The organism is Paraburkholderia acidipaludis NBRC 101816 (assembly GCF_000684975.1).
Lineage (GTDB): Bacteria > Pseudomonadota > Gammaproteobacteria > Burkholderiales > Burkholderiaceae > Paraburkholderia > Paraburkholderia acidipaludis.
The window spans coordinates 1-25,106 of sequence record NZ_BAXZ01000008.1; the positions used below are offsets into that span (position 1 = coordinate 1).

Sequence of the window (25,106 nt, forward strand, 5' to 3'; positions counted from 1 at the left end):
AAACCAGCAACAACCGCAAGTAAAACTCAAATCGCAGCCACAACAGCCTCACCCACAGCGGCCGTATTGGCCGCCCCCCCCATATCGGGCGTCCGCGGCCCCTCCACAAGCACCTTCTCGATCGCGCGCATGATCGCATCATGCGCGGCCTGATACTGCGCGTCGCCATTGCCGAGAAACTCGAGCATCATCGCGCCCGACCAGATCATCGCGATGGGATTGGCGATCTTCTTGCCGAAGATATCCGGCGCCGAGCCGTGCACGGGCTCGAACAGCGAAGGGAACTTGCGCTCCGGGTTCAGGTTCGCCGAAGCCGCCAGGCCGATGGTCCCCGTACACGCCGGGCCGAGATCGGAGAGGATGTCGCCAAAGAGGTTCGAGGCCACCACCACGTCGAAGCGGTCGGGCTGCAGCACGAAGCGCGCCGAAAGAATGTCGATGTGCTGCTTGTCCCACTTCACTTCGGGGTACCGCTCGCCCATCGCGGCCACGCGCTCGTCCCAGTACGGCATGCTGATGGCGATGCCGTTCGACTTGGTCGCCGCCGTGAGCTTCTTGCGCGAGCGCTGGTTCGCCACCTCGAACGCGTATTTCAGGATACGGTCCACGCCGTGACGCGTGAATACGGACTCCTGAAGGACGAACTCGCGCTCCGTGCCCTCGAACATCTTGCCGCCCACCGAGCTGTATTCGCCCTCGGTGTTCTCGCGCACGACGAGGAAGTCGATGTCGCCGGGTTTGCGGTTCGCGAGCGGACACGGCACGCCGGGCAAGAGGCGCACCGGGCGCAGGTTCACGTACTGGTCGAAGTCGCGGCGGAACTTGAGCAGCGAGCCCCACAGCGAGATGTGGTCGGGCACCTTGTCGGGCCAGCCCACCGCGCCGAAATAGATCGCGTCGAACTGCGAGAGCGTCGCGAACCAGTCGTCGGGCATCATCTTGCCGTGTTCGAGGTAGTAGTCGCAGCTCGCCCAGTCGAAGTGAGCGAATTCCACCGAAAGGCCGAACTTCGCCGCGGCGGCCTGCACGACGCGCACGCCCTCGGGCATCACTTCCTGGCCGATCCCGTCGCCCGGAATGGCGGCGATCCTGTACGTCTTGCTCATGTCTCGTTCTCCTTGGCTCGCGCAGATCGACATTGATCCGCGCCTCATGTCCGCCAGCATGCCTGAAAACGCGCCGGGGAAAAGCCGCCCCAGTGTGGAGCCATTCAACACGAAATGTGAATAATCGAGCAACGGGCGTGGCGGTCAGCGGCAGTGTGATCCCCTGTTCGCCAGCCGGAAGGCCGCTAGAATAGCCGCACCCGTCAATGGATTGGACATTGTGCCCCTCTCTGCAACACGTCGGAAACTGACCGTCGGGCTCCCCCTGCTGCTCGGCATCGGCAGCGTGAGCCCTGCCGTGTTTGCCTCGGAACCTCCGCTCGCCGCCATCGAACGCCGCCACGGCGGTCGGCTAGGCGTATTCGCGATCGACACCGCATCGGGCCGAACGCTCGCCTGGCGAGCCGACGAACGCTTCCTCATGTGCAGCACGTTCAAGGGGCTGCTGGCCGCGCTGATACTCGCGCGCGTGGACGCCGGGCAGGAAAGCCTGGCGCGTCTCGTGCGCTACACCGAACAGGACCTCATCTTCACTTCGCCGGTGACCAAGGCGCACGTGGGCGAAGGCGCGATGACCGTCGGCGCGCTATGCCAGGCCGTTGTCGAAGTGAGCGACAACACGGCGGCCATTCTGCTGATGCGCAGCGCGGGCGGCCCGGCGGCATTGACGCGGTTCGCGCGCAGCATGGGCGATACGGTCACCCGCTTCGACCGCTACGAGCCCGACTCGAACCGGTACAGCGGCCTGCTCGACACCACGACGCCTCGGGCCATTACGCAATCCGCGCGAAGCCTGCTGCTGGGTGACGCGCTGAGCCTTCAATCGCGCCGGCAACTGGAAAACTGGATGATCGCGTGCAAGCCGGGGCTCAACCGGCTGCGCGCCGCGCTGCCCGCGGACTGGCTTGCGGGGGACCGGCCGGGAACCAGTGTCGAGAGAGAAACGAACGACTACGCGATCGTTCGGCCGCCGGGGCGCGGCCCGCTGCTCGTCGCGGCGTATTACGACGCACCGGGCCTCGCCATGGACCGTCGCGAGGCCGTGCTGCGCGAAGCCGGCAGCGTGTTCGTGCAATGGGCCACGGCAACGGCGTGATGCGTAAAAGGCGACACATGAGCCCCACGGCAAAAACGGCCGAACTCCCGTAAACTAACGGTCTCAACTCGCGCGCCGCGCGCGCCTTAACGCAACCACGCCCAACCCCGGTGCTGCACATGTTTTCGCTTTCCGACACGCTTCCCGCCGAAAAATCCTCCCTCTACGCCACGCTGGCCGCCCAGGCGCGCGCGTTGATCGAGGGTGAATCCGACCGCATCGCCAACGCGGCGAACTTCTCCTCGCTCGTGTTCAACTCGCTCGAAGGCCTGAACTGGGCCGGCTTCTACTTCTTCGACGGCCACGAGCTCGTTGTCGGCCCGTTTCAGGGCAAGCCCGCTTGCGTGCGAATCGGCCTCGGCAAGGGTGTCTGTGGCGCGGCCGCGCAATCGCGCGAGACCCAGGTGGTCCGCGACGTGCACGCGTTTCCCGGCCACATTGCCTGCGATTCCGCCTCGCAATCGGAAATCGTCGTGCCGCTCGTCGCTTCCGACGGCACGCTGATCGGCGTCTGGGACGTGGATAGCCCGCACCTTGCCCGCTTCGACGACGAAGACGCGAAAGGCATGGAAGCGCTGTGCCGGGCCTTCGTGGAGTTCGGCTGGAAACCAGCGGCGCGCAAGGACTGAACCGAATAGCAGCAGAACGCGGACCGCGCGATCATTCCCGGTCCGCACGTCCCAGGGCAGTCAAGCCACGCCCATCGATCAGGACTACGACACGTCAGCTTCTGCCTGGTCACGAAGAAATTCGACGAATGCCCGCAGCGGCGCCGGAAGGTGCCTGCGCCCCGGATAATAGAGAAACGGTCCGGAAAACGCCGGCCACCACGGTTCGAGTATCGGCTCCAGCGCGCCGCTGTCCAGATGCGGCCGCAGCATGCCTTCGAAAATGTGCACGACGCCCGCGCCCGCCAGCGCCATGCTGATCGTCAGATCGACGGCGGCGCCGGGCCTCACCACGAGCGGACCGGGCGGGTCGAGGCGCACGACTTCGCCGTCGCGCTCGAACTGCCAGACCGCCATTGCGCCGCCGGAAAACTGCCCGCGCAGACACGCATGTTCGAGCAGCTCGCGCGGATGCGTGGGGCGGCCCCGCAGATCCAGATAAGCAGGCGCCGCGGCCGTCGCGAAGCGTTGCACGCGCGGGCCGATCGGCAGCGCGATCATGTCCTGCTCGAGGCGTTCGTCGTAGCGGATACCCGCATCGCACCCAATCTCGAGCACGTCGACGAAACCATCCTCCACCACCACTTCCACGCGGATCTCCGGGTACGCTTTATGGAACGGCGCGAGAACCGCGGGCAGGATGATGCGCGCGGCGCTGGACGGCACATTGAGCCGCAAGGTGCCAACCGGCCGCTCGCGGAATCCGTTCAGCACGTCCAGCGCCGCCTCCATTTCGCTGAAAAGCGGCGCGAGCCGCTCCAGCAGGCGCTGCCCCGCCTCGGTGGGCGCGACACTGCGCGTGGTGCGGTTCAGAAGCCGCAAGCCAAGCTTCGCTTCGAGCCGGCGCACGGCAATGCTGAGGCTGGACGCCGAAACGCCGGCCACGCGCGCCGCGTCGCGGAAACCGCCCGCCCGCGCCACCGAAACAAAGGCGGCCAGATCATTCATCTCCGGAGACATCGTTCACCTTTTTGAACAGCCCGTGCACATTGGCATGGATTATCCAACAACGTGAAGCTTGCCATACTGCGTGCGTCCCCGTTCCGCCTTCAAGGAGAAACACCATGACCACGACCCAGCTCACCTGGCCGCTCGCCGGCCGCACCGTCAACCGCATGGGCTACGGCGCGATGCAGCTTGCCGGCCCCGGCGTTTTCGGGCCACCCAAGGATCGCGCTACGGCGCTGGCCGTGCTGCGCGAGGCGCTGGCGCTGGGCGTCAATCACATCGATACGAGCGACTTTTACGGCCCGCACGTCACGAATCAGCTGATCCGCGAAGCGCTGCATCCGTATCAGGACGACCTCGTGATCGTCACCAAGGTGGGCGCCGTGCGCGACAGCCAGGGCGCCTGGCTGCCCGCGCTCGAGCCCGCCGACATCGAACGCTCGGTGCACGACAATCTGCGCAATCTGGGTCTCGACGCGCTCGACGTGGTGAACCTGCGCGTCATGGGCGACATTCACGCGCCGAGCGAAGGCTCGATCGAGCGGCAGGTCGCCGCGCTTGCGGCGCTGAGAGAAAAGGGACTCGTGCGCCACGTCGGCCTGAGCAACGTGACGGCGGCGCAGGTGGCCGAAGCGCAGCGCATCGTGCCCGTTGTCTGCGTGCAGAATCATTACAACCTCGTTCACCGCGCCGACGATGCATGGATCGACGATCTCGGCCGCCAAGGCATCGCCTACGTACCGTTCTTCCCGTTAGGCGGCTTCACGCCGATCCAGTCGGATGCGCTCGACCGCATTGCGCGATCGGTTGGCGCGACGCCGATGACGGTTGCACTGGCCTGGCTCCTGCATCGCGCGCCCAATGTTCTGCTGATTCCGGGGACGTCCTCGCTCGCCCATCTGCGCGAGAACATGCAGGCTGCCCTCCTGCCTCTCTCCGATGTCGCGCTCGCCGAACTCGACGCCATTGGCGGACGAGCCGCCACGTATTGAGCCTGAATGCCGGCAAGAACCTGCGTAGACACGCCGGATCGCCGCACGCCGATTGAGCGAGCTTCCGCCCAATCGGCGCTTCACTCAACTACGCTCAGAACGGCTGGCCGAAGAACCCGCCCGGCGCGAGCTGCACCCCGCGCAACACTTCGCCGAAGCCGGCGGTGCGCAGCGTGACGAAGTGCTCCTGCGAGGTGCCGGACACCGACGTATTGCTCAGCACATCACGAATGGCGACGAGGCGGTTCGGGTCCGCGCCCGTGTCGCCGTTGCCGCTGGTTGTCGAGGTGATCGCCCAGATCGTGACCGTGCCGTCACCGTCCACATGCCCCGTCAGGTTACGCAGGCCATCCGTGGCGGGCGCCCAGGGCAGACCCGTCGCGCTGTTCTGGCCGGTCGGATAGCCCGGCACCGTGTACGCCACGCCAAGATCCAGACCGTTCTGCAGCGTATACGCGAGCTTCCACGACTTCGAGCTCGCGTTGTACACCCACTTCTGCAGGCCCGCGGTGGTTTGCGCCTTGGCGTGCGTATAGAGATCGGCGCCGCCCGCATAACCGTCGCCTTCGTCGGCAACATAGAGCGTGTTCGCATTGGCGAACCAGACGCCGAACGGATACGCAAGCGTCGTCGCCGTCTTGTTTGGCGTGGACGGGAAGCCCGAGAGAATACACACGTTGTTCGGCAGGCCGCTCGACTGCACCGTTGCCGGGTTGTAGGCAAGCGGCGTGGTCGGCAGCTTCGCGCCTGCCACCGGTACGCCCACGCCCGACGGGCACGCCTTGCCCGTCGTATCGACGAAGTACACCGTGTTCACGCCGTTGCCGCCGCTGCCCTTCGTGAAGTACACGACGTTGTTGTACACGGTCAGGCCGCGGAAGTTGTCGTCCTTGCCCACCTTGTCGGCCTTCGCGCCAAGTTCCGTAACCGAGAAGCTCGCCAGCGGCGCCGGCGTGGACGGCGACTGTTGCGCCTCGTGCTGGTTCGTCGGCTCGATGAATTGCGAACCCGCGCCGAGAATCACGTTCGTCGGCTGCGGATTCGAACCGTTGCCCGCGTTGCCGACCGTGTAGTAGAAGCCCTGGCCGTTGCCGTTGCTGTTGTTCAGAATCGCGGCGCGGCCGTTGTTGCCGCTGTAGGCGTTCGTTTCGGTGAACGTGAAATGCCCTTCGCGGTCGAGCCGCGCGACGGCGCGATAGAACGTCTGGCCGTCCGGATTCGTCGGATCGTTCGCACCCGGCGTGTTCGCGTTCGACACGTCGATCGCGTTGACCGGCGCGACGTAGCCCATGAACGTCAGATAACGTCCGTCACTCGAAACATTGAGTGCAAGTTCGGACTTCGAACTGAAGCTCGTGACCAGTTGATCGCCGCCCTGGGCCGGATGCAGATTGTTCGGCACTTCCAGCGTGCCGATAACCTGACCGCCGGGCGTGATGGTGTCGAGGAAGATGCGCGCCGTGACGCCGAAGCTCCCATCGTAGAGCGCGTTGTTCCAGACGTAAGGATACGTTCCGTCATTCGTCGCGCCGTTGCCGGTCGAGCAGCCGGCCTGCGTGTTCTGGCAGTTGGGCGGCAGGACTTCGCCGGTCTGCACGTTGCTCGACAGATTGTCGTACACGCTGCGGCTCACCACCAGCAGACCGGGGCCGCCGAAGAACGGGCCCGGCACCTGGGCAAACACACCGGTACTGGCAAGAGCAAGGGTAAGAAGGGATGCGCGAGCTGCGCAACGGGGAAGAAAGCGGGGGGATGAGATGGCCATCTGTAACGTCTCCGTAAAGGACTTGAGAACATCTTGTTCGGACGAACGGGAGGTCAATCGACGTTACGGTAACGGCACAGCGTGAAAGTTTCGTTGCGGTCGTGTAAGGATTCGATAATGGTGTTAGGAAAGCTTGAATCGGCAACTCGATGATCAGGATGCCTTATTTAAAATCGCGGTCCTTTGGCTGGCGATTCGAGCGGTGCCAATCCGGTGCCGCAAAAAACAAGCCGCGGTCGAAGACCGCGGCTTGTTTTCAAACTTCACCAATCAGTGTGTGCGCTACCGGCCGTCCCGTCGCCCCCCGGCTCGAGCTGGCCGTCCGAAATCACGTCTGCGCATCGGAACCATCAGCCTGCTGGGCGCTGTCGTCCGCCGGCTGTTGCTCCTCTTCCTTCTTCTTTTCGACCATCGACTCCAGCGCACCCGCGCCTTCAAAGCCCGCCACGGCCGCCGCGGCCTTCGTCAGGAAACCCGCATCCGAATCGACTTTCTCCGTCGCCTCCACGGCGGCTACCGCGCCGGCAACCTTACCCACTTCGTCCAGAATGCCCATACGATCCTCCACTTGAATGACTGCCTCGATTCGCCGACGCACCCGCACGCTATCGTGCCGGCCGCCACCCTTCGCACGCCTTCGCTTAACGCGCATGAGCGTCCATTCTGGGCGTCCTGAACGCGCGCATCAATCACAATTCACACAACGTGACAATATTTAACTATTGAAATGTTGCGACGCGTCAATCATCGGACTAGACTGGTCTCTGTCTCCTCCATGTCTCCACTGACATGGTTCAAGGCCCGCCCCGCAGCGGGCTTTTTTTTCGTCGAGCGGCGCAGCAACGCGGGAAGACCATGCCTGTCCTTACATAGACTACATGACCGGTAAGGGATGGGATGAGCGCTCGCATCTGAATATCGTTGTGCACACACGGCGAGGTCGAAGCCATCGGCCAGGCCGCCGTGATGCACTCACACGATTCAGGAGACGCGCATGACTCAACCTCAGGTGATCACGCTGACCCGCCCAGGGTCGCCTGCCACGCCCCGCAACTGCACCTTCGACTCCCGCGACTGGGAGATTCTGAGCCGCTACTGGCATCCCGTCGCCTTTGCGCACGACGTGGCTGAAAAGCCGCTGGGCGTCACGCTGCTCGACGAGCCGCTCGTCCTGTTTCGTTCAGGAGAACGGATTGTGGCGGCACGCGATGTTTGCCCCCATCGCGGCGCGCCGTTGAGCCGGGGGTGGGTCGACAATGGCAATCTCGTTTGCCCGTATCACGGTCTGGCGTACGGAGCGAGCGGCAAATGCAGCCATATTCCCTCGCAGCCCGAAGGCCCGATTCCTGAACGGCTCTGCCTCACCACGTACGCGGCGCAGGAAGCCTATGGCCTCGTGTGGGTGTCGCTTGGCGGCGGCGAACTGCCGTTGCCCGATTTCCCGGCGTGGAACACGGAGGGGTATCAGCAGATCCTCCCGCCCTCGATCGATATTCGCGCCTCGGCGGGACGGCAGACGGAAGGCTTCATCGACGTCGCGCATTTCGCCTGGATCCATCACGACAGCTTCGCAGACCGAAGGAATCCCGTGGTCCCGCAATACTCGGTAGAGCGGCGGCCCAACGGCCTGCGCGCCGAGTACGCCAGCACGGTGAGCAATTTTCCGAAGTCGATGCAGCATCGCGCGCCGGAAGGTTTCCTGTGGCGCCGCGTATTCGAAGTGGACGTGCCGTTCTTCGCGAGGCTCACGGTCCACTTCCCCGAAAACGGACGACTGGCGCTTCTCAACGCCGCCAGCCCGGTTTCGGCACGCCTCACGCGTCTCTTCGTGCCGATCGCCCGCAATTTCGACAAGGATCTGCCGCTCGACGACGTCTACGCGTTCAACCGCCAGGTGTTCGAGGAGGATCGGGCGATCGTCGAACTGCAGTGCCCCGAGGATCTGCCGATCGACCGCGCTCAGGAAGCGCCGATCCTCGCGGACCGTTCCTCGGGTGCCTACCGCCGCGCGCTCGCGGAGATCGGGCTCGGTCAATCGTATGTCTGGTGATGCGGGCCGGAGAGGAAACGCGATGAAAATCTGGGAATGCGTAATCTGCGGCTTTCGCTACGACGAGGCCGAGGGGCGGCCTGATGAGGGAATCGCGCCGGGCACGCGCTGGGAGGATGTACCGGACGACTGGATATGCCCCGACTGCGCGACGGGCAAGCACGACTTCGACATGAAGGTGGTGACGATATGACGCAAAACCTGCACCCTGCTACCCAAACCGATCCTGTCGTGATCGTCGGCACGGGTCTCGCCGGTTATACGGTGGCGCGCGAGCTGCGCAAGCTCGACGCGCAAACGCCCGTCGTCATCGTGAGCCGCGACGACGGCAGCTTCTACTCGAAGCCCGCGCTGTCGAACGCGCTCGCGATGAAGAAGGCGCCACATGAGCTTGCGAGCTTCGACGCCCAGGTGATGGCCGCGCAGCTGGGTGCGCGCGTCTGGACCCATCGCCACGTCGAACGGATTGTGCCGGACGAACACGCGATCGTCGTCGACGGGCAACGGCTGCGTTATCGCGCGCTGGTGCTCGCGACCGGCGCGGATCCGCGCCGCATCCCGATCGAAGGCGACGGCGCGGGGGAGGTTCTGTCCGTCAACGACCTCGGCGACTACGTGCGCTTTCGCGAGGCGCTCACGTCGTGCCGCTCGGTAGCCATACTCGGCGCGGGCCTGATCGGCTGCGAGTTCGCCAACGATCTGATCGTGGCTGGCCATGAGGTCAGCCTGATCGACCCCGCCAGTGCGCCGCTCTCCCGGTTGCTGCCGGCCGAAGCCGGCGCCGCGTTTTCCCGCGCGCTGTCCGATGCGGGCGTGGATATGCGGCTGGATCGCGGAGTCGCCGCGGTTTCCCGACGCGAGCCGGGCTATCGGCTCACGCTGACCGACGGCACTTCGCTCGACGCGGATATCGTTGTGTCCGCAATCGGTCTCGTGCCGAGAACGGCGCTCGCGAAGGCAGCCGGCCTGCGGATCGAAGGCGGCATCAGCACAGACGCCTGGTGCCGCACCCGTGCGCCGGACGTCTACGCGCTCGGCGACTGCGCGGCAATCGAAGGCCGCGTGCAGCCCTATGTACTGCCAATCATGCATGCCGCGCGAGCGCTCGCCCGCACGCTGTGCGGAACGCTTACGCGCGTCGAGTTCCCGGTCATGCCCGTTGTCGTCAAGACCCCTGCCGTGCCGGCCGTGGTGGTGACGCCCGCGGCACCGGACGGACAGTGGACGGTCGAGGTGGCCACGCAAGACCCGCCTCACGCGGTACGCGCGGTTTGCGAAAGCAGGGAGACGAAGCGCATGACCGGCTTTGCCCTGCTGGGTGCCGCGACGGCGGACAAGGCCGCGTTGTTGAAGCAGATGACGACGAGCGGGTGCGCTTAGGCCGCGCGTCCAGCGGAGTCACGACAACCGGATGCGGCAAAGGCCCATTCGACAACGGGCCGTTTCTGCTGACCGACCCCCGTTGCGCGCTGGCGTCCCCGTCTGGTCCCTACCTGTCTACCGGACACCGACGCCAGGCGTTTTCATACCGCGAGCCATGCTCGCGGTTTTTTTATGGGCGCCGCGCCGCGTTCGCCGATCTTCAGCGTGCGAGTCCCTTCGCGACCCCGGCCACGAGATGGCGCAGCCAGATCGCCGCCGCACTGCGATGGGTGCGGTCGTGCCAGAGTTGGTAATAGGTGAGTGCCTGCGGCTCGCCGGGGATAGGCTCCATCCTGAGCGGAAGCAGGTTGCAGTAATGCGCGGCCAGTCCGCGTGTCGTCGTGAACAGCAGATTCGAGCGCATCAAGACATAAGGGGCCATGCCGAAATACGGCAGCGTGGTCGTCACATTCCTCGAAAGCCCGCTGCGCGCCAGCTCGATGTCAATCGTGCCGGGCCCGGAGGCATGGTGCGTGGCGACGGCCAGGTGCCCGGCTTCCTGATAAACCTCCCGGCTCAGCATGCCGGGTTTGATCGGGTGTTCCATGCGCAGCAGACACACCAGGTCGTCCTTGCACAGCGGCTGCAGATGAAGATGCTCGGGCGGCGTGCGCCAGTTGCCTATCACGAGATCGAGCGCGCCGCTTTCGAGACTGTACTCGTAGCCCCCGTCCACCATCATCAGATGCTGGAACTCGAGGTGCGCGCGCGGCGCCTGGGTATGAAACGCGTCGACGACGGCCGGCAGGAAGAATACGTCCAGATAGTCGGGCGAACCGATATGGAAGGTTCGCCGCGTGGTTGCGGGATCGAATGCCGTTGTCGGGTGCAGCACGGCGGCAATGCCGGCGAGCGCCTGCGCGGTCGGCTCGATCAGCGTGAGCGCGTGGCTCGTGGGCACCATGTGGCTGCCGCTGCGCACCAGCAGAGGATCGCCCGTCATCGTCCGCAGCTTGCGCAGCGCGACGCTGATGGTCGGCTGCGACTGGCCGAGCAACCTGGCGGTTCGCGAAACGCTCGATTCGGTGATGAGAGTATGAAGAACCTGCAGCAGATAGGAGTCGATAACTTCCCGGGACATGCGAACCGCCGTCGTTTTACGCCAAGGTTTTACGCCAATCGTCGAGTCAGAGCGCAAGCACGCGGGCCTCGATGCGCGCCAGGCGCTTCACGTGCCGTGGTGCCGGCACGAGATCGGCGCCGGAAAACAGCACGGGCGCGCCGTCCTGCGCGTCGAGCGGGGTGCCGCCGCACTCGTAAGCGACGAGCACTTGCTCGCCCACCGGCGTATTGAACAATTCGTGCCATGAGAACGTCACGAAGTAACCGTCGTGGCCCACCGCGAGAAAGACCATGCGCTTGAAGTCGCCGTGCACGTCGTTACGCAAGCCGGCCTGCCGGAGCAATTCGGTCAGCCGCACGCCGCGATAGGACTCCACGGTGCGAATGAAGCGCTGCGTGGTGTAGCAGCGCAAATCGAACGGCGCGCATGTCGCGCCGGGATAGTGCCGGAGCGCGTCGAGCGAGAGCGCCATCGGGCGCATGAGGCTGCCGGTCAGATATAGCGTGGTCGTCTGCTCGACGGAGGCGGGCGCAATGTCCATTCTCGGATCTCCGGGCCGGATCCGGCCTTAAAGGGCTCGATATAGTCATCCGTATATTACGCCGGCAAGCGCCCCGGGACCAGTTCGACCCGGAACATATCGGTCATTCCGCTGCATTTATGGGCGAAGTGGGCCTGCCCGACACCGCCGGCGCTGGCGTAATCCGCCCCTCTGCTCCGCCCCGCCTTCACTTTCCCCACGAGTCTGCATTCAAGGCTTCATCACGTCCCCGTCGTACAGCATCTGATAATGCTTCTGGCCACCTGCCTTGAACGTCTGAAAACCGTTCTGCAGGAATGCCGAGACGAGATTGGCGCCAACGAGAAAGATGAACGCAACCGTGACGATCGACCGAAGCGTTGCGTATCCTCCACCAGCCTGTGGCGGAACAGAGGCCGGGTTTCTACAGGCGAAGGCCAGCATCACCACGCAGAACATGATGGCCGCTGTAAACAGGATGTACGTCCACGTATACATATGCAGCCCGAAAACGGCCGAGCCGGTCGGCGTGGTCCACGCCGGCGCTTTGGCGAACATGAAGAGCAGACTGATGAGACTGCCGATCAGGGCGCCAAATGCGCTGAGAACGTAGTTCCAGGCGTTCGTGCCAAAGCGGATGTTCAGCAGCAGGCCGCTGCCGAGCAACATGAAGCCTACCCGTATGAGATTGCAGAATGCGCAAGGGAGTTCACCCTTGACGAGCTGGTAGTAGAAGGCCCCGAGCAGAACGAGGCAGATGCCCAGCAGCGCTACGGCATCGATAGCGCTCAGGTGCCGCGAATTCGCTTTCGTCACCACGACCCCAACGTAGAAAGGTCATGCAAATGATGACGGCCATGGAACAAAGTCCAACTGACGACCAGCAGCGAACAAATGACCCATAAGAGGCGTGCAGTTTTCTGGCTGCGCAACGAAGTCAGCGCGGCAGCGAAGGCAACCAGCACGGGAATAAATCCGATGAACATTCACGGATCTCCTGTTGTCGGATGAAGTATAAGTAGCCGACTCGAATTTAACGCGCCCTTCGCTAACCGTCTGTCGACAATCGGTCGCATTGTATAGATGAGCAGCCAGTCACCGATCGGCCAGCTCGAGAGCCCGGACACCGAGGCGATCGCAGTCAGCCAAGGGGCTGGGCGACCCGGGTTTTGGGAGCGGGTTCAAGGATGCGCTAGTTGACTCGTTTCGATGCGGTGCTGCGCCTGATAAAGTTTCTCTTTCAAGGGTAGACACTTTATCTTCCTTGTCTTTGGCTTTATGGCCGGCGACAATTTATCAAGCTAATCAGTGGCACGGCTCGCGTTTCTTTGCCACGAATTCGCCGCTGCTCTGTCGGGGAGAAGTATTTTTTCCTGGAGCCTTCGACAACGGCCGATCCTTTCTGTCGTGCGATTACGGCGTTTCGAATCTCGCTGTGCTTTCGGAATTCGAGCGCAGTTCCCACATATCTCCCCATGCTCGTGGCCGTTCGATCTCCGACATTTTCTGGAGTCCTCTCTGATTGGCGTTGAACTATCGTCATGAAAAACAAAGTGGAAATATTGGTCATAGGCAGCGGATTCGGCGGCGCCATCGCTGCGAAGCGTCTGATCGAAGCCGGATGTGATGTTCTGATGCTGGAGCGCGGCCCCTGGCGTGATACGGTGCCGAATCGATCGACCGGCATGACGGACCTAGCACCGCTGCCGCAGGGAACAAAGGCCTTTACGCACGGCTTGAGATCGATTCGCTCCCATTTGTTTCGAGGCCAACTGGTCCTGAACAGGAAGGGATTCGTCGAAGCCTATCGCGGCCGGGGCATCAATGTGATCTGCTCCTCCAACGTAGGCGGCGGCAGCCATATCTATGCCGGCATGCTGGCGAGGCCATCCAACCCCGCGTATTGGGACGGCCGCCATCCGCAGCTCTCGAAAGAAGGCATGGAGAAATACTATGCCGAGGTCATCGATCTGCTGCAGGCCAGGGCTGCTACGGACGAAGACAGGATTCCGAACAGCATCGGCGAGACGAACTACGATGGAAAATTGTCCACTGCCGGGCTCGGGAATCCGCTTATCGGCGTGCTTTTTCCGAAGCAAGCCGGCACCGCTTCGAAAATCATCGACGCGCACGGCATCGAGCGATGGGAATGCGAATACCGGAACAACAGCGTGCTGGGATCGCCGTCCGGCGCCAAAACAACGCTGGATTTCTCCGTTGTCTGGCCGGCAATGCAGCAAGGCCTGGCGGTTCGCGACCTCTGCGAAGCGGCATCCATCCGCAAGCTGAAAGACACCGACCCCGATGGCATGCGCTATGCCGTCCACTATCGGAATCATCGAAACAAAACCGACGAAATCATTCTGGCAAAGCATGTGATTCTTGCCGCGGGTTGTCTGAATACGGTTCGCCTGCTGTTCAAAAGCCGCGATATCGATCGCGGACTGGACGGCATGCCGCGGCTCGGTTTGCAGTTCGGGACCAACGGCGGATACTTCGCACTCTGGAAGGAAAACAGCCGGAACGATCTCACGGAGGGTCTGCCGCTCTGCGGGCCGTTCCGGTCGGCCGGTTCCACCAGTCAATCGGTTCAGGTTCTGCGCGCCGCGATCCAGGGCATCGACGACATCCCCATGCCCGCCGTACTCAGGCGATGGCTCCACCGCAATTCATTCATCGTCGCCCTTGGCAAGGACAACAACAACGGCTCGATGAACATGAATTACGGAAAATTCAGGATAATTTATGATAAGCGAGAAAGCAGCGTTTATCAGGAAATCGATTACGAAGTAAAAAACATTCAACGCGCAACGGGCACGAAAATCTACGCGCCCGGATCGCCAGTCACCGTCCAGCCGCTGGGCGGCGCATGCCTCGGGACGTCGAACGCGGATGGCGTAGTCGATGCCAACGGCGAGGTGTTCGATAACCCGGGCCTCTACGTATCAGATGCCGCGGCCCTGCCGGAATCTCCTGGCAGGCCGCCGAGCTTGACCATCGCCGCATGGTCCGCCAACGTCGCCGACCGCTTGATCGCCAAACTGGAAAGCCCGTGAACCGGGTAGGGGTTGCCTATTGGCCAAGCTTCGAGTGCACGGACGAGTTGCCCCACCGCTGCGGGTGTCACGTTCAACCCGGCGGTCGCGGCCGAAAAACTCCGGTGGCGGGCACTGGCCTCAAAGGCGCGCAGCGCATTGAAGAATGCAAGTGCTTTCATGAGAAAGTTTTTCTTTCTGAGATAGAAAGAATATAGCAGTTGTCGCATTGACGCGACATGTCAATAATGACTCAATCTAGAAGTACATTTTGGCACAAAGCAATCGCCATCGATTTAAAAATATTTCAACTCACCAAACTAACGATGAATTGAAGCGCATCTACGAAGTTGTGTAACGCCGGTATTCATCGAAGCGACGAATGATCCGGATTTCAGGAAATTCACTGGAGGTAATATCTTGATGCAAGATTGGAATGCTTACCGCAATGCTTTGCAGGCCCGTATTGGCGATTTTGCTCAGCTGAATCCCGATGTGATGAAAGGTATGGCAACGCTCAGCGGCAGAGTCGAAAAAAGCGGCAAACTGGAGCCCAAGATCCACGAATTGATCGCATTGGCAGTAGCCGTGACAACCCGCTGCGATGGCTGTATCACTGTTCATACCCAAAAGGCGGCAGAATTGGGCGCGACGCAGGATGAAATCGCCGAAGCATTGGGCGTTGCGATTGCGCTGAATGCAGGTGCCGCGCTGGTTTATTCGACCCGTGTCCTCGATGCCTACGCATCGTTGCCGAACAAATAATTAAAGCCGGAGCGGTCCACTAGCGTATTGCAACGACAAGCTGGCCAGCTTCCGTTCTATATCAGGACGCTGCTCGTTGTAATGCATGAAAACGACGGCGAGATTGCGCACGGTCCCCGACCACCGCGGCCCCAGCGGGCCGCGATACCAAGCCGCACGGCGCGCGTAGAATGGCGCTCATCGCCCCGCGCAGCACACCGTCATGACGCACCACAAGAACGCCATTTTCCAGGCCCTCGCCGCCGCCGCGCTGTTCGGCGCCACCACGCCGTTCGCCAAGGCACTGCTCGGCACCCTGCCGCCGTTCATGGTCGCCGGACTGTTCTATCTGGGCAGCGGCTTGGGGCTTGCTATCGCCATTGCGTTACGGCACGGCAGCCGCGCGGCGAGCGAATCGCAGACCGAATCGCTAAACCAGTCGCTAAAAGCCGCCGAGATCCCCTGGCTCGCCGGCGCGATCGCCGCGGGCGGCATTGCCGGTCCCGCACTGCTGATGCTCGGTCTTGCGAGCACGCCTGCTGCCACGAGCTCACTGCTGCTGAATCTCGAAGGCGTGTTCACGGCGCTGATCGCGTGGATCTGCTTCCGCGAGAACGTCGATACGCAGATCTTTCTCGGCATGGCCGCCATTGTCGCGGGAGGCGTCCTGCTCTCGTGGCCCAGTTCGCATGCGGGCTTCGCCGCCGACGCGCTGCTCGTGGCCGCGGCCTGTCTGTGCTGGGCCATCGACAACAATCTCACCCGCAAGGTGTCCACCAACGACGCCATGGTGATCGCCTGCCTCAAGGGACTCTTTGCGGGCCCCGTCAATCTGGGCATTGCGCTTTCGCTCGGCGCCCACCTGCCCACCGCCGGCACGATGGCAGGCGCGATGGCCGTGGGCTTCGCGGGCTATGGCGTGAGTCTCGTGCTTTTCGTCGTGGCCCTGCGCGATCTGGGCACGGCGCGCACAGGCGCTTACTTCTCGGTCGCGCCGCTGTTCGGCGTCGCGCTTTCGCTATTGTTCTGGCCGCAGCGTCCGGAGACGACATTCTGGCTCGCGGCCGCGCTCATGGCGATTGGCGTGTGGCTGCACGTTCGCGAACGACACGAACATGTGCATACGCATGATCCGCTCGACCACACGCACCGCCACCGGCACGACACGCATCACCAGCACGAACACAACTTCGCCTGGGACGGCACCGAACCGCATACCCACCCTCACCACCACGCGCCCCTCACCCACAGTCACGCGCATTACCCGGACGTGCATCACCGGCACTCGCACTGAGGCCGCGGCGCTCACGGGTCTGCGAAGGAGATAACGCCATGACTACGCTAGTCCGTGAACTCACGCTGGATATCGATGCGGCTCAAGCCTGGAGCGCGTTGCGCGATCCGGGCGATGCGGCGAAGGCATTTGCAGGAGTGCTCGTGGACGCCGTCTTCGACGGCAAGGTGCGCACCGTCACGTTTGCAAACGGCGCTGTGGTGGAGGAACGCATCGTAGCGATCGACGAGCCGCGCATGCGCATCGCCTATTGCATCGGCGGCGGCCGTTTCGAGCACTACCACGCGTCGATGCAGATCTTCCCGGTGAGCCCGGGGCAGTGCCGCTTCGTCTGGTTTTGCGATCTTCTGCCCGATGAGGCGCGCGAGCGGGTGGAGCCGCTCATGGACGCGGGATGCGCCGCGTTCGTGCGCAACGTGGCGAACTGAGCGGATATCAGCCGCGCGGCGCGCCGGTTTCCCGCGGTGTCGCGGCGGGCCGCTCGATGCCCCAGTCGCCGTAATCGAGCCAGTCCTCGCCCAGCAGTTCGACGGGGTGCGGCGTTCGTTCCGCACCATTGCCGCAACTGAGCGAGGCGGCTGAGCAATAGCGATTGCAGCCCCAGCAGACGCGTTCGGGATGCTTCGGATAGAGAGGGAAAGTGCGAGCCATGTCGGGATGTGCCGGGATGTCGTGGACGAAATCCAATATAGGCCGTGGACCCGATCCTTCCAGAGACGCATTGCCACAGCAAGCCCCCCTTTCTCTGCGAAACAAAATAGAACAACGGATATTCAGACAGGCCTGGCTGCGCGCGAGAAAGGCCGATGGCGTTGCGCGGGACTGACCGTTAGTTGCGTTAGCTATCATGCCACGACCACGGTGGCTTCATTCCTGCCCTGGCAGCACTCAAAACTGCGGTACGCATTTCCACAATATGAAATTTCTGGTCACGTTGGCCCCCGTCTCACCTCGAAATCAGGCAAAATCCGGGTGTTTACGCCGACTGCGCGCAGCCGGTGGTGTTACCACCCCGTTTTCTGACCCCCGCCAAGAAGCCGATGAGTACCCAGCAACCCACCATCATCTACACCCTGACCGATGAAGCGCCGCTGCTTGCCACCAGTGCGTTTCTGCCGATCATCCGCACTTTCGCTGCGCCGGCCGGCGTGAACGTCGAGACCAGCGATATCTCCGTGGCGAGCCGTATCCTCGGCGAGTTTCCGGAATTTCTGACGGAAGAGCAGCGCCTGCCGGACAATCTGGCCGAGCTGGGTCGTCTCACGCAGCTTCCGGAAACGAACATCATCAAGCTGCCGAACATCAGCGCATCGGTGCCGCAGCTCGTCGCCGCGATCAAGGAACTGCAGGGCAAGGGCTACAAGGTTCCCGATTTCCCCGAAGATCCGAAGACCGACGAAGAAAAAGCCATCCAGAAGCGCTACTCGAAGTGCCTCGGCTCGGCCGTGAACCCGGTGCTGCGCGAAGGCAACTCCGACCGCCGCGCACCGCTCGCCGTCAAGAACTACGCGAAGAAGCACCCGCACAGCATGGCCGAGTGGAGCATGGCTTCGCGCACGCACGTCGCGCACATGAAGCACGGCGACTTCTACCATGGCGAAAAATCAATCACGAACGAGAAGGCGCGCGAAGTGCGCATGGAACTCGTGACGAAGAGCGGCGAAACCATCGTCCTGAAGCCGAAGCTTGCGCTCCAGGCCGGCGAGATCGTCGACAGCATGTTCATGAGCAAGAAGGCGCTGCTGGCGTTCTACGAAGAGCAGATGGAAGACGCGCGCAAGACCGGCGTCATGCTCTCGCTGCACGTGAAGGCGACCATGATGAAGGTCTCGCACCCCATCGTGTTCGGCCACGCCGTGAAGGTGTTCTACAAGGACGCGTTCGAGAAGCACGCGAAGCTCTTCGAGGAGCTCGGCGTGAACGTCAACAACGGCATGGTCGATCTGTACACGAAGATCGAGACGCTGCCGGAATCGAAGCGCGAAGAAGTGATCCGCGACCTGCACGCGTGCCATGAGCATCGTCCGTCGCTGGCGATGGTGGACTCGGCCAAGGGCATCTCGAACCTGCACGCGCCGAACGACGTGATCGTCGACGCCTCCATGCCCGCGATGATCCGCGCCGGCGGCAAGATGTGGGGCGCCGACGGCCGCCCGGCCGACACGAAGTGCCTGATTCCGGAAAGCACGTTCGCACGCATCTACCAGGAAATCATCAACTTCTGCAAGACCAATGGCGCCTTCGACCCGCGCACGATGGGCACGGTGCCGAACGTCGGCCTGATGGCGCAGAAGGCCGAAGAGTACGGTTCGCACGACAAGACCTACGAAATCCCGCAAGACGGCACGGCCCGCATCGTCGACAACGCCACGGGCGAAGTCATCGAAGCGCTCACGCAGGAAGTCGAGCAAGGCGACATCTGGCGCATGTGCCTCGTGAAGGACGCGCCGATCCGCGACTGGGTCAAGCTCGCCGTCACGCGCGCGAAGAACTCGGGCATGCCGGCGGTGTTCTGGCTCGACCCGTATCGTCCGCACGAAAACGAGCTCATCAAGAAGGTCGAGGCCTACCTGAAGGACTACGACCTGACCGGCCTCGACATCCAGATCATGTCGCAAGTGCGCGCAATGCGTTACTCGCTCGAGCGCGTGATCCGCGGTCTCGACACGATCTCCGTCACCGGCAACATCCTGCGCGACTACCTGACCGACCTGTTCCCGATCATGGAGCTCGGCACGAGCGCGAAGATGCTCTCGATCGTTCCGCTGATGGCGGGCGGCGGCATGTACGAAACGGGCGCGGGCGGCTCGGCGCCGAAACACGTGCAGCAATTGGTTCAGGAAGACCACCTGCGCTGGGATTCGCTCGGCGAGTTCCTCGCGCTGGCCGTCTCGCTGGAAGACCTCGGCATCAAGACGAACAACGCGAAGGCCAAGCTGCTCGCGAAGACGCTCGACGCCGCCACCGGCAAGCTGCTCGACAACAACAAGGGCCCGTCGCCCAAGACCGGCGAGCTCGACAACCGCGGCAGCCAGTTCTACCTCGCGATGTACTGGGCGCAAGAGCTGGCCGCGCAGAAGGAAGACGCGGAACTCGCCGCCCACTTCGCGCCGCTCGCGAAGACGCTGGCCGAGAACGAGCAGAAGATCGTCGGTGAGTTTGCCGCCGTGCAGGGCAAGCCGGTCGATATCGGCGGCTACTACAAGCCGGACTTCGCGAAGCTCGCCGCAGTCATGCGCCCGAGCACGACGTTCAACGCCGCGCTCGAAGCCGTAGCGAAGTAACCGTCGCGAAGCAATACCCGCTGTACCCATGAAAAACGCCCTTGCGGTTTCGACCGCAAGGGCGTTTTTCATGATCTCCGCTCAGCGCTCGCGGGGCGGCCCGAGACGGTCCACCAGCGCGGTCAGCAAATCGATCGGCAGCGGAAAGACGATGGTCGAGTTCTTGTCGGCGGCAATTGTCGTGAGCGTCTGCAGGTAGCGCAACTGCATTGCCTGGGGCTGCTGCGCGAGCCGCTGCGCAGCCTGCAGCAATTTTTCGGAGACCTGAAGTTCGCCTTCGGCGTGGATCACCTTGGCGCGGCGTTCGCGCTCCGCCTCGGCCTGCCGCGCGATCGCGCGCAGCATCGACTCGTTCAGGTCGACCTGCTTGATCTCGACTGTCGATACCTTGATGCCCCACGCGTCCGTCTGCGTGTCGAGCGTCTGCTGGATATCGGCGTTCAGCTGCTCGCGCTCCGCGAGCAACGTGTCGAGCTCATGCTTGCCCACCACCGCGCGCAAGGTGGTCTGCGCGAGCTGGCTCGTCGCTTCGATATAACGAGCGACCTGGATCACGGCCTTCTCCGGATCGACCACGCGGAAGTAGACCACGGCGTTGACCTTCACCGATACGTTGTCGCGCGTGATCACGTCCTGCGCCGGCACGTCGAAGACGACGGTGCGCAGTTCGATCCGCACCACCTGCTGGACGGCCGGAATGATCAGCACGAGCCCCGGGCCCTTGACCTTCCAGAAGCGGCCGAGCATGAAGACCACGCCGCGCTCGTACTCGCGGAAGATGCGGATCGCGGACACGACGAAGATCGCCGCCACGACGATGAGAATGCTCGTGAACCCGAACGTGAATCCGATCATGATGAGTCTCCGCGTGATGGCACATCGTCTAGCGGTGTCACGGTAAGCAGCAGACCGCTGCGGCTAGTCACGCGCACCCGGCGACCAGCCGCGAGCTGGGTGTCGCAAACCACGCGCCAGCGTTCGCCGCGAACGCGCGCCCAGCCCGTCGCCGCCGTAGCGGAGCCAGCGGGGCCGGCTGCGCCGTGCGGGCCGCCGGGCCGCAAGCCCTCGTCGATCACCTCGCCGATGCTGCCGACCATGGCCTCCGCGCCGCTCACCACGGGACGCCGCCGGGCGCGCAGCGCCACGCTCGACACCAGCGCCACGAACGCGGCGCCGCCCAGCGCGAGACCCGCGATAAGCGGCAGCGGAATGCCGTAGCCCGGCACGTCGGTATCGATCAGCATGAGCGCGCCGATGGCGAACGCCACAATGCCGCCGAAGCCAAGCACACCGAAGGTAGGCAAAAATGCCTCGGCGATGAGGCAGGCGAGGCCGAACACCACGAGGCCCAGACCCGCATAGTTGACGGGAAGAAGCTGCATGGCGAAGAGGCCCACCAGCACGCAAATCGCACCGGCCACACCGGGCAGCACGAATCCCGGGTTCGCGAATTCGAAGAAGAGCGCGTAGATGCCGACCGTCAGCAGGATCAACGCGACGTTCGGATCGGCGATGATCGCCAGCGCGCGGTCGCGCCAGTCGGGCGTCACGGTCTCGATCGGCGCCTGCGCGGTGGCGAGCGTCACCGTGCCGGCGGCCGTCGTCACGGTGCGGCCGTCGAGCTGACGCGCCAGATCGGCGGGATCCCGCGCGATCAGGTCGACGACGTGCTGGGCGAGCGCCTCGTCGGCCGAAAGGCTCACGGCCTCGCGCACCGCGCGCTCCGCCCACGCAGCGTTGCGGCCGCGCAGCTGGGCGAGCCCCCGGATATAGGCTGCGGCGTCCTGCATGGCCTTGCGGGTCTCCGTCGATGCCGTGGTGTCCGGCGGCGCACCGGCTGTGCCTGACACGCCTGATGCGGCGCCCGCTCCGCCGCCGCCCACCCCACCCATACCGAGCTGCACGGGCGAAGCGGCGCCGAGGTTGGTGCCCGGCGCCATCGCCGCGATATGGCTCGCGTAGACGATATAGGTGCCCGCGCTCGCGGCGCGCGCACCGCTCGGCGCGACGAATGCGGCGACCGGCACCGGCGACGCGAGAATGGCTTTGATGATCTCGCGCATCGAGGTATCGAGGCCGCCCGGCGTATCGAGTTCGAGAATCGCAAGCGGCGCGTGCCGGTTTGCGGCGCGCGCGAGCGTGCGGACGATGAAATCGGCGCTGGCCGGCCCGATCGCGCCGTTCACGGTCATGACGACAACAGCGGCTGGTGCGCCGGTTGCGGCGCGCGGCGCCGCCACGGCCGCGCAGAGGGCCAGCAACAAGGCGAACAGGACGGCACGGCCAACCCGCGCCGCGAGCGGGTGATGCGGATGAGCGCGCAGCGCGTGATGCGCCGCGGCTGGCGAAGGACAATGAACGCGCATCGAAGCGGCTGAACGGCGCGCAAAAGGGCGCGAGCCCGATATCCAAAGAGTAGGCGCTTTCGGGGCAAAGCGCGAACTGACCCATCGAGCGATGCGGTGCCGCCGCGGCGCAACAATCCGCCAGCCTGCACCGGCTGGCGGATTGTTGTCGTCAAAACCGATACGTGAGAGCGATCTGGGCAACGGGATAAAGACGATACCGGCTCACCTTCTCGTCCAGGCGCTGCTCTTCGAGCGCGATGTCTTCGGGCGAAGCGACCATCTGATAGATCGGCGGCACGTCATACGACGTGCGCGGCCGGCCGTAAGCCACGCCAAGGTCGACTGCGAGGCCGAAACCCCGCACCGGACGCCGATGGCCATAGCCGATCCCGAGATACGGCAGCACGCGCGGCAGCGTCACCGTTGCCTGCGGAGCCGGACCCACGGCCGGCACGTAGGTATTGCCGATCACGTAGTTGCCGAACGCATCAGGCACTGCATGCCCGGTGAACGCATCGTCGTCGATCAACATGCCCGCGCTCAGGCGAAAGTCGTTCGAAGCGAACGGAAACAGATCGCCGTATACGCCGCCCTGCAACAACCTGAGTTGTCCGTCGTAACGGCCGCCGTCGACGGACAGCGAGGTCGAAAAGCCGATCCCCTCGAGATCCGCCCGCAGCCCGACATACGAATTGAGTTGCCAGGCCACGCCTAACCCTGCGCCGAGCGTGCCGCCGCTCAGGTAGGCCTCCTGAGCATGCGCGCCGCACCCCGCCAGCATGCCGATCCCGAATGCCGCCACCGCGCCATAGGCGCGGCGCGCCGTCCGCTTTGCCGATACTCCCTCTGCCATCGCATCCCCTTGACGTTCTGACGTGGTTCACATCGTCCATCCATCGCTCGATGGTGACTGCCGCGATGCACTGTAGAACGTCAATGCTCGTGACCAGACGTCGAAGAAGAGGGCTTTCGCAGTCCAAATCGAGCGAGTTCGACGATGCGCGTCGGAATCCGACGTGCGTAGGAAACATCTGTCTTGACGCTCGGAAGAAGGCTTTTTTAGGATGCGCTCCAGCTCGATTGCATAACGCGCACGGCGCATTTCGCCGAATTCGATACACCACCACGGTGCCGGGCCATGAACCCGTCCCGCCGTGACACGGCCAGCCCATGACCACACTTCCAGGAGCTTCCTCCATGACATTTCCTTCCGCGCTCAACGCCGGCATCGCGCTGGCCACCGCATTCGCCCTGGCAAGTCTCAGCGCTTGCGGAGGCGGCAGCAGCAGAAATTCAGGAAGCCAAACTATATCGGGCGGCAGCGGCGCCGCTGCGGCGTCCACGCCGGGTGCGGCGAGCGCGCCGGCGCGAGCACGGCATCGTCGGCGACAGCGTCAAGCACACCCGCCGGCACATCGGCAAACGGCTCGGGCAGCACCGCAACCAGCGGCGCCTCGACCAACGTGCTGAAGCTATCCACCGCCGTACAAAGCGAGCCGGTCGCTGTCGACGCGGCAGGATCGGGCATGCTCGCCAGCGCCGGCGTCGCCGCGCTATACATGGCAGCCACGCGCCCTTTCCTCGCCGCCACACTGGCCGGCGCACCCACGACGACAACGAACTGCGCCACGGGCGGCACGCTCGCGACCACCACGAGCAATACGGGCGCTCCCGGCGTTCGCGCCGGCGAGACAGCCACGGTTTCGTTCGCTCAGTGCAAGGGGGAACTTGCCGTGCCCGCGCTCTCCGCAGCCAGCGCGGTGTCCGGCAGCGTCAGCTTCGAGGTCGACGCCGTGCAAGGCACCGTTGGCAGCCGCACGGCGAACTGGTCCTATACCGCGACCGAAACGGCCAGCGCGCTGGATCTCACGTCGCCAAACGCCGCCACGACGTTCAGCGGCGCCGTCACGTTCGCCGTCAGCTACGACGCGGCCACGGGCACTACGACCACGACCGCCAATGCCCCGGCCGTCTCGATCGGGCGAACGCAGCTATCGTCGTCCGGTACGACGCTTGACGGTTCGATATCGGTCAGCGGACTTTCCTGGACGGAGGACGACGATGCGGGCGGCTCCGTCGCAACAGTCACTTCGGCCGGCGCGGTCAGCGTCGTGTCGAGCGGCGTGACGCTGGCCTTCAACGTGTCCACGCCCGTTGCGCTTGCGGTCACGAACGGTCAGATCAGCGCGGGCACGCAGCAGTTGGCAACGTCCGACACGACCGAATCGATCGTTGCGCAGAACGCGTCTACGTTTGTCATCACGGTGACTTCGGGCGGCGGCACGGGCACCTGGACGGTGAGCGCGAGCGCGCTCACCGGTTGATCTTCCGTTGCGCGCGGGGAACGTCAGGCCGGCGCCGCCGCTTTCTCGTAGGCGACGTAGATCTTCCGGCAGGCCTCCACCACTTCCCACGTGCCCTTGAAGCCCGAGGGAATGACGAAGCGATCGCCCGCGCGCAACACCTTCTCGTTGTCCGCTTCGTCGCGAATCACGGAGACGCCTTCGAGAATCTCGCAGTATTCCATTTCGGTGTAGTTCACGCGCCAGTGCCCGGGCGCGCTCGCCCAGATGCCCGTGCTGAATTGCCCGCACGGGCTCGTGTAGCACTGCGTAAGTGTCTGCAGCGGATCGCCCGCAATCCGCTTTTCCGGCGCCACGCGATACTCGATCCGCTCGCCCGTATTCGCGCCGATATCGACGATGTCCGAAATGCCTGCCATTTCCTGCTCTCCTCGTTGTCTGGGCTGCCATGGTCGAAACCCGGCAGTA

Annotated in this window: 26 protein-coding genes and 1 pseudogene; 12 read left to right on the forward strand and 15 right to left on the reverse strand. The window is 63.8% G+C overall.

What is annotated here, in order from left to right:
- Positions 1–26 precede the first annotated feature (26 nt).
- The gene (locus tag BAC01S_RS11405; protein WP_027794877.1) at positions 27–1,106 is read right to left on the reverse strand and encodes a tartrate dehydrogenase; all 1,080 of its coding nucleotides are present in this window, start codon (positions 1,104–1,106) and stop codon (positions 27–29) included.
- 220 nt (positions 1,107–1,326) lie between these two features.
- Between BAC01S_RS11405 and bla the strand changes: the two genes are divergently transcribed.
- The gene (gene bla, locus BAC01S_RS11410) at positions 1,327–2,202 is read left to right on the forward strand and encodes a class A beta-lactamase (protein ID WP_027794878.1); all 876 of its coding nucleotides are present in this window, start codon (positions 1,327–1,329) and stop codon (positions 2,200–2,202) included.
- A 119-nt stretch (positions 2,203–2,321) separates the two neighbouring features.
- Complete coding sequence (locus BAC01S_RS11415) at positions 2,322–2,831, forward strand: GAF domain-containing protein (protein ID WP_027794879.1); 510 nt, start codon at positions 2,322–2,324, stop codon at positions 2,829–2,831.
- A gap of 84 nt (positions 2,832–2,915) precedes the next feature.
- Here BAC01S_RS11415 and BAC01S_RS11420 read toward each other — a convergent pair whose 3' ends face one another.
- Positions 2,916–3,818: a LysR family transcriptional regulator gene (locus tag BAC01S_RS11420; RefSeq protein ID WP_245616572.1), complete on the reverse strand. Its 903-nt coding sequence runs from the start codon at positions 3,816–3,818 to the stop codon at positions 2,916–2,918.
- A gap of 116 nt (positions 3,819–3,934) precedes the next feature.
- Here BAC01S_RS11420 and BAC01S_RS11425 point away from each other — a divergent pair, with 116 nt between their 5' ends.
- On the forward strand, positions 3,935–4,810 hold the full coding sequence (locus BAC01S_RS11425; RefSeq protein ID WP_027794881.1) for an aldo/keto reductase family oxidoreductase: 876 nt from the start codon (positions 3,935–3,937) through the stop codon (positions 4,808–4,810).
- A gap of 94 nt (positions 4,811–4,904) precedes the next feature.
- Here BAC01S_RS11425 and BAC01S_RS31065 read toward each other — a convergent pair whose 3' ends face one another.
- Together BAC01S_RS31065 and BAC01S_RS11435 are read right to left on the reverse strand one after the other, a co-directional pair.
- Entirely contained in the window at positions 4,905–6,494 is a 1,590-nt protein-coding gene (locus BAC01S_RS31065) for a hypothetical protein (RefSeq protein ID WP_245616573.1), read from the reverse strand.
- Between the two features lie 409 nt (positions 6,495–6,903).
- On the reverse strand, positions 6,904–7,131 hold the full coding sequence (locus BAC01S_RS11435) for a hypothetical protein (protein WP_027794882.1): 228 nt from the start codon (positions 7,129–7,131) through the stop codon (positions 6,904–6,906).
- Positions 7,132–7,569: 438 nt separating this feature from the next.
- On the opposite strand from BAC01S_RS11435, the gene BAC01S_RS11440 reads away from it, so the two are divergent.
- Genes BAC01S_RS11440 through BAC01S_RS11450 form a run of 3 tightly spaced genes read left to right on the forward strand, consistent with a single transcriptional unit; the run spans position 7,570 to position 10,005 of the window.
- Entirely contained in the window at positions 7,570–8,625 is a 1,056-nt protein-coding gene (locus tag BAC01S_RS11440) for an aromatic ring-hydroxylating oxygenase subunit alpha (RefSeq protein WP_027794883.1), read from the forward strand.
- 22 nt (positions 8,626–8,647) lie between these two features.
- A complete protein-coding gene (locus BAC01S_RS11445) occupies positions 8,648–8,818 on the forward strand; it encodes a rubredoxin (protein ID WP_027794884.1) in 171 nt (56 codons plus the stop codon).
- A complete protein-coding gene (locus BAC01S_RS11450; RefSeq protein WP_043201978.1) occupies positions 8,815–10,005 on the forward strand; it encodes an NAD(P)/FAD-dependent oxidoreductase in 1,191 nt (396 codons plus the stop codon). Before BAC01S_RS11445 ends, BAC01S_RS11450 begins: the two co-directional genes overlap by 4 nt.
- A 202-nt stretch (positions 10,006–10,207) precedes the next feature.
- Here the strand turns inward: BAC01S_RS11450 and BAC01S_RS11455 are convergent, their stop codons facing one another.
- The 4 genes from BAC01S_RS11455 to BAC01S_RS34580 form a co-directional block, all read right to left on the reverse strand.
- Positions 10,208–11,128 carry a LysR family transcriptional regulator gene (locus tag BAC01S_RS11455; RefSeq protein ID WP_027794886.1) on the reverse strand — a complete coding sequence of 307 codons (921 nt, stop codon included), beginning with the start codon at positions 11,126–11,128 and terminating at the stop codon, positions 10,208–10,210.
- Between the two features lie 46 nt (positions 11,129–11,174).
- Positions 11,175–11,651 (reverse strand): molybdopterin-dependent oxidoreductase, encoded by a 477-nt coding sequence (locus BAC01S_RS11460; RefSeq protein WP_027794887.1) that lies wholly within the window; start codon positions 11,649–11,651, stop codon positions 11,175–11,177.
- 210 nt (positions 11,652–11,861) lie between these two features.
- On the reverse strand, positions 11,862–12,449 hold the full coding sequence (locus tag BAC01S_RS11465; RefSeq protein WP_027794888.1) for a disulfide bond formation protein B: 588 nt from the start codon (positions 12,447–12,449) through the stop codon (positions 11,862–11,864).
- Positions 12,443–12,616 carry a hypothetical protein gene (locus tag BAC01S_RS34580; RefSeq protein ID WP_156954389.1) on the reverse strand — a complete coding sequence of 58 codons (174 nt, stop codon included), beginning with the start codon at positions 12,614–12,616 and terminating at the stop codon, positions 12,443–12,445. Before BAC01S_RS34580 ends, BAC01S_RS11465 begins: the two co-directional genes overlap by 7 nt.
- Before the next feature lie 555 nt (positions 12,617–13,171).
- Here BAC01S_RS34580 and BAC01S_RS11475 point away from each other — a divergent pair.
- Positions 13,172–14,686 carry a GMC oxidoreductase gene (locus BAC01S_RS11475; protein ID WP_027794889.1) on the forward strand — a complete coding sequence of 505 codons (1,515 nt, stop codon included), beginning with the start codon at positions 13,172–13,174 and terminating at the stop codon, positions 14,684–14,686.
- An 8-nt stretch (positions 14,687–14,694) separates the two neighbouring features.
- On the opposite strand, the pseudogene BAC01S_RS34585 reads toward BAC01S_RS11475, so the two are convergent.
- Positions 14,695–14,847: pseudogene (locus tag BAC01S_RS34585) on the reverse strand (LysR family transcriptional regulator); the annotation flags it as partial.
- 238 nt (positions 14,848–15,085) lie between these two features.
- On the opposite strand from BAC01S_RS34585, the gene BAC01S_RS31070 reads away from it, so the two are divergent.
- The 3 genes from BAC01S_RS31070 to BAC01S_RS11490 all read left to right on the forward strand — a co-directional run bounded on the left by BAC01S_RS31070 (position 15,086) and on the right by BAC01S_RS11490 (position 17,131).
- Positions 15,086–15,430, forward strand: coding sequence for a carboxymuconolactone decarboxylase family protein (locus BAC01S_RS31070; RefSeq protein ID WP_043201981.1), 345 nt, complete (start codon positions 15,086–15,088; stop codon positions 15,428–15,430).
- Positions 15,431–15,632: 202 nt separating this feature from the next.
- The gene (locus BAC01S_RS11485) at positions 15,633–16,703 is read left to right on the forward strand and encodes a DMT family transporter (protein ID WP_027794890.1); all 1,071 of its coding nucleotides are present in this window, start codon (positions 15,633–15,635) and stop codon (positions 16,701–16,703) included.
- A gap of 38 nt (positions 16,704–16,741) precedes the next feature.
- Positions 16,742–17,131: an SRPBCC family protein gene (locus BAC01S_RS11490; protein ID WP_027794891.1), complete on the forward strand. Its 390-nt coding sequence runs from the start codon at positions 16,742–16,744 to the stop codon at positions 17,129–17,131.
- 7 nt (positions 17,132–17,138) lie between these two features.
- On the opposite strand, the gene BAC01S_RS11495 is transcribed toward BAC01S_RS11490, so the two are convergent.
- Positions 17,139–17,354 carry a DUF3079 domain-containing protein gene (locus BAC01S_RS11495; protein ID WP_027794892.1) on the reverse strand — a complete coding sequence of 72 codons (216 nt, stop codon included), beginning with the start codon at positions 17,352–17,354 and terminating at the stop codon, positions 17,139–17,141.
- Positions 17,355–17,743: 389 nt separating this feature from the next.
- Between BAC01S_RS11495 and BAC01S_RS11500 the strand changes: the two genes are divergently transcribed.
- On the forward strand, positions 17,744–19,987 hold the full coding sequence (locus BAC01S_RS11500) for an NADP-dependent isocitrate dehydrogenase (RefSeq protein ID WP_027794893.1): 2,244 nt from the start codon (positions 17,744–17,746) through the stop codon (positions 19,985–19,987).
- Positions 19,988–20,068: 81 nt separating this feature from the next.
- On the opposite strand, the gene BAC01S_RS11505 is transcribed toward BAC01S_RS11500, so the two are convergent.
- The 4 genes from BAC01S_RS11505 to BAC01S_RS33295 form a co-directional block, all read right to left on the reverse strand.
- Entirely contained in the window at positions 20,069–20,842 is a 774-nt protein-coding gene (locus BAC01S_RS11505) for a slipin family protein (RefSeq protein WP_027794894.1), read from the reverse strand.
- Positions 20,839–22,353: an NfeD family protein gene (locus BAC01S_RS11510; protein ID WP_027794895.1), complete on the reverse strand. Its 1,515-nt coding sequence runs from the start codon at positions 22,351–22,353 to the stop codon at positions 20,839–20,841. The genes BAC01S_RS11505 and BAC01S_RS11510 overlap by 4 nt, the downstream gene beginning before the upstream one ends.
- Before the next feature lie 151 nt (positions 22,354–22,504).
- Positions 22,505–23,188 carry a hypothetical protein gene (locus tag BAC01S_RS11515; RefSeq protein ID WP_027794896.1) on the reverse strand — a complete coding sequence of 228 codons (684 nt, stop codon included), beginning with the start codon at positions 23,186–23,188 and terminating at the stop codon, positions 22,505–22,507.
- Between the two features lie 453 nt (positions 23,189–23,641).
- Complete coding sequence (locus tag BAC01S_RS33295; RefSeq protein WP_156954390.1) at positions 23,642–23,905, reverse strand: hypothetical protein; 264 nt, start codon at positions 23,903–23,905, stop codon at positions 23,642–23,644.
- Here BAC01S_RS33295 and BAC01S_RS31075 point away from each other — a divergent pair.
- Positions 23,895–24,659 carry a hypothetical protein gene (locus BAC01S_RS31075; protein WP_156954391.1) on the forward strand — a complete coding sequence of 255 codons (765 nt, stop codon included), beginning with the start codon at positions 23,895–23,897 and terminating at the stop codon, positions 24,657–24,659. The two genes, BAC01S_RS33295 and BAC01S_RS31075, sit on opposite strands and share 11 nt — an antisense overlap.
- A 23-nt stretch (positions 24,660–24,682) precedes the next feature.
- On the opposite strand, the gene BAC01S_RS11525 is transcribed toward BAC01S_RS31075, so the two are convergent.
- Positions 24,683–25,057, reverse strand: a complete 375-nt coding sequence (locus BAC01S_RS11525) for a cupin domain-containing protein (RefSeq protein ID WP_043201985.1) — start codon at positions 25,055–25,057, stop codon at positions 24,683–24,685.
- Positions 25,058–25,106: the final 49 nt, after the last annotated feature.

Coding starts and splice junctions, on each gene's coding strand:
- BAC01S_RS11405 (WP_027794877.1), bottom strand. CDS start 1,106: ATGAGCAAGACGTACAGGATCGCCGCCATTCCGGGCGACGGGATCGGC.
- BAC01S_RS11415 (WP_027794879.1), top strand. CDS start 2,322: ATGTTTTCGCTTTCCGACACGCTTCCCGCCGAAAAATCCTCCCTCTAC.
- BAC01S_RS11420 (WP_245616572.1), bottom strand. CDS start 3,818: ATGAATGATCTGGCCGCCTTTGTTTCGGTGGCGCGGGCGGGCGGTTTC.
- BAC01S_RS11425 (WP_027794881.1), top strand. CDS start 3,935: ATGACCACGACCCAGCTCACCTGGCCGCTCGCCGGCCGCACCGTCAAC.
- BAC01S_RS11435 (WP_027794882.1), bottom strand. CDS start 7,131: ATGGGCATTCTGGACGAAGTGGGTAAGGTTGCCGGCGCGGTAGCCGCC.
- BAC01S_RS11440 (WP_027794883.1), top strand. CDS start 7,570: ATGACTCAACCTCAGGTGATCACGCTGACCCGCCCAGGGTCGCCTGCC.
- BAC01S_RS11445 (WP_027794884.1), top strand. CDS start 8,648: ATGAAAATCTGGGAATGCGTAATCTGCGGCTTTCGCTACGACGAGGCC.
- BAC01S_RS11450 (WP_043201978.1), top strand. CDS start 8,815: ATGACGCAAAACCTGCACCCTGCTACCCAAACCGATCCTGTCGTGATC.
- BAC01S_RS11455 (WP_027794886.1), bottom strand. CDS start 11,128: ATGTCCCGGGAAGTTATCGACTCCTATCTGCTGCAGGTTCTTCATACT.
- BAC01S_RS11460 (WP_027794887.1), bottom strand. CDS start 11,651: ATGGACATTGCGCCCGCCTCCGTCGAGCAGACGACCACGCTATATCTG.
- BAC01S_RS34580 (WP_156954389.1), bottom strand. CDS start 12,616: ATGTTCATCGGATTTATTCCCGTGCTGGTTGCCTTCGCTGCCGCGCTG.
- BAC01S_RS11475 (WP_027794889.1), top strand. CDS start 13,172: ATGAAAAACAAAGTGGAAATATTGGTCATAGGCAGCGGATTCGGCGGC.
- BAC01S_RS11485 (WP_027794890.1), top strand. CDS start 15,633: ATGACGCACCACAAGAACGCCATTTTCCAGGCCCTCGCCGCCGCCGCG.
- BAC01S_RS11490 (WP_027794891.1), top strand. CDS start 16,742: ATGACTACGCTAGTCCGTGAACTCACGCTGGATATCGATGCGGCTCAA.
- BAC01S_RS11495 (WP_027794892.1), bottom strand. CDS start 17,354: ATGGCTCGCACTTTCCCTCTCTATCCGAAGCATCCCGAACGCGTCTGC.
- BAC01S_RS11500 (WP_027794893.1), top strand. CDS start 17,744: ATGAGTACCCAGCAACCCACCATCATCTACACCCTGACCGATGAAGCG.
- BAC01S_RS11505 (WP_027794894.1), bottom strand. CDS start 20,842: ATGATCGGATTCACGTTCGGGTTCACGAGCATTCTCATCGTCGTGGCG.
- BAC01S_RS11510 (WP_027794895.1), bottom strand. CDS start 22,353: ATGCGCGTTCATTGTCCTTCGCCAGCCGCGGCGCATCACGCGCTGCGC.
- BAC01S_RS11515 (WP_027794896.1), bottom strand. CDS start 23,188: ATGGCAGAGGGAGTATCGGCAAAGCGGACGGCGCGCCGCGCCTATGGC.
- BAC01S_RS31075 (WP_156954391.1), top strand. CDS start 23,895: ATGGCAGCCACGCGCCCTTTCCTCGCCGCCACACTGGCCGGCGCACCC.
- BAC01S_RS11525 (WP_043201985.1), bottom strand. CDS start 25,057: ATGGCAGGCATTTCGGACATCGTCGATATCGGCGCGAATACGGGCGAG.